This window comes from Streptomyces albidochromogenes (genome assembly GCF_005981925.1).
Taxonomy (GTDB): domain Bacteria; phylum Actinomycetota; class Actinomycetes; order Streptomycetales; family Streptomycetaceae; genus Streptomyces; species Streptomyces albidochromogenes.
The window spans coordinates 1-6,889 of sequence record NZ_VBVX01000329.1 but is presented as its reverse complement, the minus strand read 5'-3'; the positions used below and the strand labels follow the sequence as shown (position 1 = coordinate 6,889).

6 protein-coding genes are annotated in these 6,889 nt (G+C 73.2%); 2 read left to right on the top strand and 4 right to left on the bottom strand.

Annotated elements, in window-relative coordinates; translation table 11 throughout:
• Positions 1-1,127 (top strand): maleylpyruvate isomerase N-terminal domain-containing protein (locus tag E2E34_RS29035; RefSeq protein ID WP_341870238.1); only part of this gene is annotated, 1,127 nt, incomplete at its 5' end.
• A 53-nt stretch (positions 1,128-1,180) separates the two neighbouring features.
• On the opposite strand, the gene purU is transcribed toward E2E34_RS29035, so the two are convergent.
• Entirely contained in the window at positions 1,181-2,071 is an 891-nt protein-coding gene (gene purU, locus E2E34_RS29030) for a formyltetrahydrofolate deformylase (RefSeq protein ID WP_138904858.1), read from the bottom strand.
• Between the two features lie 29 nt (positions 2,072-2,100).
• Positions 2,101-2,547, bottom strand: a complete 447-nt coding sequence (locus E2E34_RS29025) for an SCO4402 family protein (protein WP_208765368.1) — start codon at positions 2,545-2,547, stop codon at positions 2,101-2,103.
• Positions 2,548-2,718: 171 nt separating this feature from the next.
• On the opposite strand from E2E34_RS29025, the gene E2E34_RS29020 reads away from it, so the two are divergent.
• The gene (locus E2E34_RS29020) at positions 2,719-4,053 is read left to right on the top strand and encodes an ABC transporter substrate-binding protein (RefSeq protein ID WP_138904856.1); all 1,335 of its coding nucleotides are present in this window, start codon (positions 2,719-2,721) and stop codon (positions 4,051-4,053) included.
• A gap of 85 nt (positions 4,054-4,138) precedes the next feature.
• Here E2E34_RS29020 and E2E34_RS29015 read toward each other — a convergent pair whose 3' ends face one another.
• Both E2E34_RS29015 and E2E34_RS29010 read right to left on the bottom strand, forming a co-directional pair.
• Positions 4,139-5,809: a hypothetical protein gene (locus tag E2E34_RS29015; RefSeq protein WP_208765367.1), complete on the bottom strand. Its 1,671-nt coding sequence runs from the start codon at positions 5,807-5,809 to the stop codon at positions 4,139-4,141.
• Between the two features lie 185 nt (positions 5,810-5,994).
• A partial coding sequence (locus E2E34_RS29010) for an NsdA family TPR-like regulatory protein (RefSeq protein WP_500691571.1) occupies positions 5,995-6,889 on the bottom strand: 895 nt, incomplete at its 5' end.

Sequence of the window (6,889 nt, the reverse complement as noted above, 5' to 3'; positions counted from 1 at the left end):
CTCCACCGCCCCCGCGGCAGCCTTCAGCGGCCCTGACCCACGGCGTGCTGAAGTCGCTGCTGGGCGCCTGGGCCCTGTCGGCGTGCTCCGCCGCCGAGACCGAGGCCGTCGAGGACCACCTCACCGAGTGCGCCCCCTGCGCGGAAGAGGCCCTGCGGCTGCGGGACGCCGTCGGCCTCCTGCACGCCGAGCGCAGCCTGGACCTCGACCCCCTGCTGCGCAACCGCGTGCTCGACGGCTGCCTGGGCCGCAGGCCCGCGCGCATCCCCGTCCCCGGCTGGGCCACCCCGTACGACGCCGAGACGGCGCGCCTGGACGCGCTGCTGCGGGACATCGGCGACTCGGAGTGGCACGCGCCGGTGCGCCTGAAGTGGTTCGCGGGCCGGGAGGCGATCACCCGCAAGACGACGGTGGCCGGTGTCATCGGCCACCTGATGACCGTCGACGGCCTGGTCGCGAAGGCGCTCGGCCTCGACGACCCGCTCGGCGCCGCGGGGCCCGTGTCGCCGTCGGACCGCACCGAGTCGTACTGGCGCGGCTCCCGCTACCCGCCCACCCGCACGGTCCGCGAACCCTGGCGCGAGCAGAGCCACGCCCTGATCCGCACGGCGTCCTTCGCGGGCCGCGGCGCCGCCGAGCTGTCCGTGTCGTACGGCGACTTCGCGCTGCCGCTGCGCGACGCGCTGCTGGACCGGGCGTTCGAGTGCTGGGTGCACGCGGGCGACATCGCGGACGCGGTGGACTATCCGTACGAACCGCCTGCCGCGGCGCACCTCAACAGCATGATCGACCTGGCCGCGCGGCTGATCCCGGCGACCCTCGCGGCCCGTCGCAGGGCCGGGCTCGCGGCCCCGTCCAGGAGCCTGGTCGCCGCCGGTTCGCCCGGCCGCTCGCTCCATCTGGAGATCGAGGGCGCGGGCGGCGGCGACTGGTACATCGCGCTGGACTCCCCGGCGGCGGTCGGCTCGCCCGACCACCAGGTGGCGCATGTGGCGCTGGACGGGGTGGAGTTCTGCCAGCTCGCCTCCGGCCACGTACCGCCGGAGGAAGCGGCGGCCGGCCAGACCGGCGACCGCGAGGCCATCCGCGACGTACTCTTCGCGGCGGCGTCCCTGAGCCGCCTGTAGCGCGCCCGCCCGGATGAGCAGGCCGCGGCGCCGCCGCCCGCCGTGCCGCCGTGCTACGCGAAGACCACCGTGCGGCGGCCGTTGAGCAGTACGCGGTGCTCGCTGTGCCACTTCACGGCCCGCGCCAGCGCCTGGCACTCCACGTCGCGCCCGATCGCCACCAGCTGTTCCGGCGTCACGTCGTGGCCCACCCGCTCGACCTCCTGCTCGATGATCGGCCCCTCGTCGAGGTCGGCCGTCACATAGTGCGCCGTCGCCCCGATGAGCTTCACACCGCGCGCGTGGGCCTGGTGGTACGGCTTGGCGCCCTTGAAGCTCGGCAGGAAGGAGTGGTGGATGTTGATGATGCGGCCGCTGAGCTGCTTGCACAGGTCGTCCGAGAGGACCTGCATGTAGCGGGCGAGGACGACCAGCTCGACGTTCTCGGAGCGTACGAGCTCAAGAAGCCGCGCCTCCGCCTCCGGCTTGTTGTCCCGCGTCACCGGAATGTGGTGGAAGGGGATGTCGTACGAGCCGACCAGCTCGGCGAAGTCCGTGTGGTTCGAGACGACCGCCGCGATCTCCACCGGCAGGGCGCCGATCCGCGACCGGAAGAGCAGGTCGTTCAGGCAGTGGCCGAACTTGCTGACCATGAGGACGATCCGCATCCGCTCCTCGGGACGGTGGATCTGCCAGTCCATCCGGAACGAGTCGCCGATCGCGGCGAAACTGGCCCGCAGCTTCTCCACGGTCACCGGAGCGTCCGCCGAGAAGTGGACCCGCATGAAGAACAGTCCCGTGTCGTGGTCGCCGAACTGCTGGCTGTCCTCGATGTTGCAACCGGTCATGAACAGGTAGCTCGACACGGCGTGCACGATGCCCTTCTTGTCAGGGCACGACAGGGTGAGGACGTACTGGTCCGGGACGGGCCGGTCTGACGAAGGGGCGGGCTGCGGGGCGCTCATACCCCCGAGGATTCCATATCCGGCGGGCGTCAGGCGGACCCGGTCAGGATCCGGATGACCTCCAGGGTGCGCGGCGCGCTGTCCGGGTCCTCCCCGTCGTTCACCGCCAGTCGTACGTGCGCCTCCCGCGCCGCCCGCACCGCCTCCGGCCAGGCGTGGTGCTCCAGGTACGCCGATACCGGCGCGTCGGCGCCCACCTGATGCATGATCTTCAGGACGCGCAGCACGGCGACGTCCACGAGCGACGCCTCCTGGGCGTCCCGGAATATCGTGCCGACGTACTTCTCGGCCGACCAGTTGTCCAGCCAGGTGTCCTCCACCAGCCGGTACACGGCGTCTGTCACGTCTCCGTAGCCCTCGAGACCCGCCAGCCAGCACTCCTGCTGGAAGACGGGGTCGGAGAGCATGTGCAGCGCCGATCGCACGTTCGTGCGCCAGCGCCACCAGGGCATGTCATTGAGCGGCATGCCGCCCATGGTGGGGGAGCGACGGCCGCGACGGGAAGAGTTCACCGAACCTTGCACGGTTGCAGATCGTACGTTCCCTGACAGCACGGGCGTACGGCCCCCCGTAATTCACCCCGATGTCACCGCGCGTTGAGACATGCTCACTCCCCCGTTACCCATGAGGCGGAAACGTGCATGCACATGACCGGACGGCGAAGCCTCTTCACCACCCGCCCATTCCTCTCGAAGATCGCGACCTCGGTCGCCTGCGCGACGGCAACGGCGGTCGGGGCGTCGTTGCTGGTCGGGTGCGGAGTGCTCCCTGGTGCCACGGGGGGCTCCAGGGAGCCCGTGACCGTCATGACCTGGGCGCCGGAGGGCACCTCGGCCACCAACATGCCCGGTATGCCCGCGATGGCACAGGCCTACGCCCGGTGGGCCAACGCGAACGGCGGCCTCGCCGGTCACGAGCTCAGGATCATCACCTGCAACGAGCACAACAGCACCGTCGGCGCCTCCAAGTGCGCCAAGCAGGCCGTACGGGAGGGCGCGATCGCGGTCGTCGGCTCGTACAGCCAGCACGGCCGGGCCTTCATGGCGCCGCTGGAGGTCGCCGGCATCCCCTTCATCGGCGGTTACGGCGCCTCCGACGACGAGTTCGCCAGTCCGCTCTCCTACCCGGTCAACGGCGGCCAGGCAGCCCTCCTCGCGGGCAACGGCAAGCAGCTCGCCCGCGACTGCGACCGGGTGTCCCTGGTACGCCCCGACACCGTCGCCGGTGACGCGCTGCCGATGCTCCTGGGCGCCGGACTGGCGGAGGGCGAGCGCAAGGCCCCCACCGACATCCGGGCGGCGGAGGACGCGAGCGACTACACCGCGCGGGCTCGGGACGCGCTCACCGGCGCGGGCGCCTTCGACGCGTACGGGACCGGCAAGGGCTGCGTCACGGCGGTGCTCGGCGACCGTACGGAGACGTTCTTCGACTCGTTCCGCAGGCTGGAGGAGGAGGCCGAGCGGAAGGTCGGCGTCGCGTCGGTCCTGGGAAGCGTCGGCCAGCCGCTCGTCGACCGGACGGGCGGCAAGAGCGGACCGTTCGAGGGGGCGTACGTCACGGGCTGGTACCCGGTGGCGAGCGACGCGCGCTGGAACCCGATGCGCGAGGTGATCCGCGAGCACGCCTTCGCGGACAACCGCATCGATCCGGCCGATCCCGGGGTGCAGACGACGTGGATCGCGTACACGGTGCTCAAGGCGACGCTGGAGTCGCTCGCCCAGGGCGGCGGGGACGGCGACAAGGACAGCGTCTCGGCGGCCGACGTGATCGGTGAACTCAATCGTGTCGAGGGAGTGGAGACGGGGGGCCTCACCCCGACGCTCAGCTGGCGCCTGGAGCACATGCTGGCGACGCGGGACCTGCCGCGGATCGTCAACAGGGACGTGACGTTCCAAGTGGTGCGGCAGGGACAACTGGTGTCCGCGAAGGAAGGCTTCGTGGACGTCGGCGACACGCTGGTACGGGCGCCTTCGGGGGCCTGACCCGCTTCGGGACTTACGTCACAGGGGCGGGCGCCCGCACGGCGCCCGCCCCTCTTCCTGTCCCGCTGCCCGCCGGCGGGGGCCGTCAGAGCTGCGTGGCGTCGCGCTCCGTCAGGCCGTAGCGCTTCGCGATGCTGTTCCACATGCCGACGGCCTCCTTCTTCGCCTGCGACGCCTTGCCGCTCTCGCGGTTGCCCGCCTGCTGCTGCGGTGTCGACCTCGCCTGGCCCTTCCTGCAGCCCTTCTTGCCGCCCACCTGGTCGGCCCACGCGGCGTAGTGGTTGTCGGCCGCCGCGGACGCCTTCCACGCGGTGGTGAGGGAGGCCGAGAGTTCCTCGTGCTTCGGCAGCTTGTCGACGGCCAGGCCGTCGAGGCGCGTCACCAGCTCGTTGCGCTGCTTGGCGGCGGCCCGCAGGTCGCTCGCCGCCTTCGGCAGGTTCTTGCAGCTGCCGATGGCCTGGACGGCGCTGATCACGGAGGCGCGGCTGTCGTTGCTGTCGGCGAGAAGCGCGTCGAGCGACTCGGCCTGCGGCTTGGCGGGGTCGGCGGCGGCCTGCGGCGAGGCGTCGGCTCCCGTCGAACTGCGCGCGGCGACCGGCTGCTTGCTCTGCGGCTTGTCCTCGTCGCCACCGCTCAGGAGCGCGCCCGCGCCGAGGCCCAGTACGGAACAGCCGACGACCACGACGGCGATCAGCACGAGAGGCGAGTTGCGCTTGCGCGGCGCGGCCCCGGCCGAGGACGTGGGCGTCACCGGGCCGCCGGGGGAGGCGGCGTTGTGCCGCGCGGACCGGCCCTGCGGCCCGGCGCCGAACTGCGGCTGCTGGTACGGCTGCTGCTGGTGCGGGGGCTGCGCGCCGACGGGCGGCATCTGCTGTGTGGGGTCCGCCGGGGCCGCGTCGGACCGGAAGAGGTTGTCGAACTCCGCGGGCGGCTGCCGGTCCTCGGGCGCGCCGGGGCGGATGCCGAAGGGCGCGCCGGCGGGCGCCTCGGGGGCGCCCTGCGCGTTCGTGACGGGCGGGAGGTACTGGGTGGCGTCGCCGGCGGAGGCGGGGGCGGCCGCCGGTCCGCCGGGGTGCCGGCCGAGGAACTGCGTGGATTCCGCCGGGTTCTCGGGCGGCAGCGCGCCCGGCCCGACGGGCGGGACGTACGGGAGGTACTGGGTCGCGTCCGCGTCGCCGGCGGGGGCTCCGGCCGGCGCCTCGGCGGGCAGCGGCAGCGGCTGGGCGGGGCCCTGGGGAGCGCCGTACTGCTGCTGACCGGGCTGCTGGTGTGCGGGCTGCTGGTGTGCGGGCTGGGAGCCGTACTGCTGCTGGGGGTGCTGCGGCTGTGCGGGCGGCTGGGCGCCGTACTGCTGCTGACCGGGCTGCTGGGGCTGCTGAGGCCCGCCGTACTGCTGCTGCGGCTGCGCTCCGGGCTGCGGCAGAGCGCCGGGCTGCTGCTGCGGCAGCGGGGCCCCCGGCTGCGGGGCGCCGTACTGCTGCGGCTGGGGCTGCGCCCCGTACTGCTGAGCCCCGTACTGCTGCTGCGGCTGCTGCGGCTGCTGGGACCTGTACTGCTGCTGCGGCTGCTGCCCGTCGGCGGCCTGCTCCGGCCCCCACGGCTGGCCCCACGGCTGTCCACCCGCCGGAGCGACCTGCTCCTCGGGCGCCCCGGGTATCCAGGGACCGCTGCCGTCCGCGGGCAGCACGACACCTTCGTGCGCGGGCGGCCGCGCGGCGGGAAGCCGCGACTCGTCACCCTGTCCGCTCTGCGTCACCGGGACTCCTACGTGTGGACGTATGTGTGGACCTACGGAACCGTCGGTTCACGCTACCGGGTGACGACAGGCGTCTGCCACGCACCCACGGTCCCCACACATACCGCCGGAGTCCCGGCGGGCGGCCCTGTAACAGATCGCGCTCTCCTGGCGCTGTTATAGGGCCGGTCCGTACACCTCGCCCCCTACGCCGCCTGCATCTCCAGCCGCGCCCCGAATTCCCGTACGGCGGGCTCGTCGCGGAACGGCGCGAGGCGCTGCTGGAAGTCGTCCAGGTACTCCGCCCCCCGGTTCGACCGCAAGGTGCCCAGCAGCTCCACCGCGCGCGTGCCCGTCTGGCAGGCCTGCTCGATCTCGCGCTGCTGGACCTGTGCGCTGGCCAGCAGGACGAGCCCGATCGCCCGGCGCCGCGCCCGCCCCTCCGGGTGCCCGTCCAGCGCGTCCTGGGCCCGCCGCGCCGCCGCCTGCCCCTGCCCGAGGTCGCGGTGGCAGTGCGCGAGCTCGTCGGCGAGGTACGCGTGATCGAAGTGCGCGATCCACACCGGGTCGTCGCCCGAGTCCTCCTCGGTGCGCTCCAGCGCGGCCAGCGCCTTGCCCGCCACCTGGTTGCAGGCGCGCGCGTCGCCCATCAGCGCGTGCCCGCGCGCCTCCGCCGCGCAGAACATCGCCTCCGCGCGGGGCGTCACCTGCCCCCGCGCCCCCTCCTGCGCGGCCCGCGCCAGCTGCGCGATCTCGCGGGGGTTGCCCAGCTGCGCGGCGAGGTGGCTCATGGACGCGGCCAGTACGTACCCTCCGTAGCCCCGGTCGCCCGCCGCCTGGGCGAGCCGCAGCGCCTGGATGTAGTAGCGCTGGGCGAGCCCCGGCTGCCCCGTGTCGACGGCCATGTAGCCGGCCAGCTCCGTCAGGCGCGCCACGGCGGCGAAGAGGTCCCGGCCGACCGCCTCGCGGTACGAGCCGGACAGCAGCCCGGACACGACACTGTTGAGGTAGTGGACGACGATCGGCCTGACGTGCCCGCTGCCGAAGCGGTGGTCGAGTTCCACCAGGGCGTTCGTCGTCGCCCGTACCGCCTCCACGTCC

Coding starts and splice junctions, on each gene's coding strand:
- purU (WP_138904858.1), bottom strand. CDS start 2,071: ATGAGCGCCCCGCAGCCCGCCCCTTCGTCAGACCGGCCCGTCCCGGAC.
- E2E34_RS29025 (WP_208765368.1), bottom strand. CDS start 2,547: ATGGGCGGCATGCCGCTCAATGACATGCCCTGGTGGCGCTGGCGCACG.
- E2E34_RS29020 (WP_138904856.1), top strand. CDS start 2,719: ATGACCGGACGGCGAAGCCTCTTCACCACCCGCCCATTCCTCTCGAAG.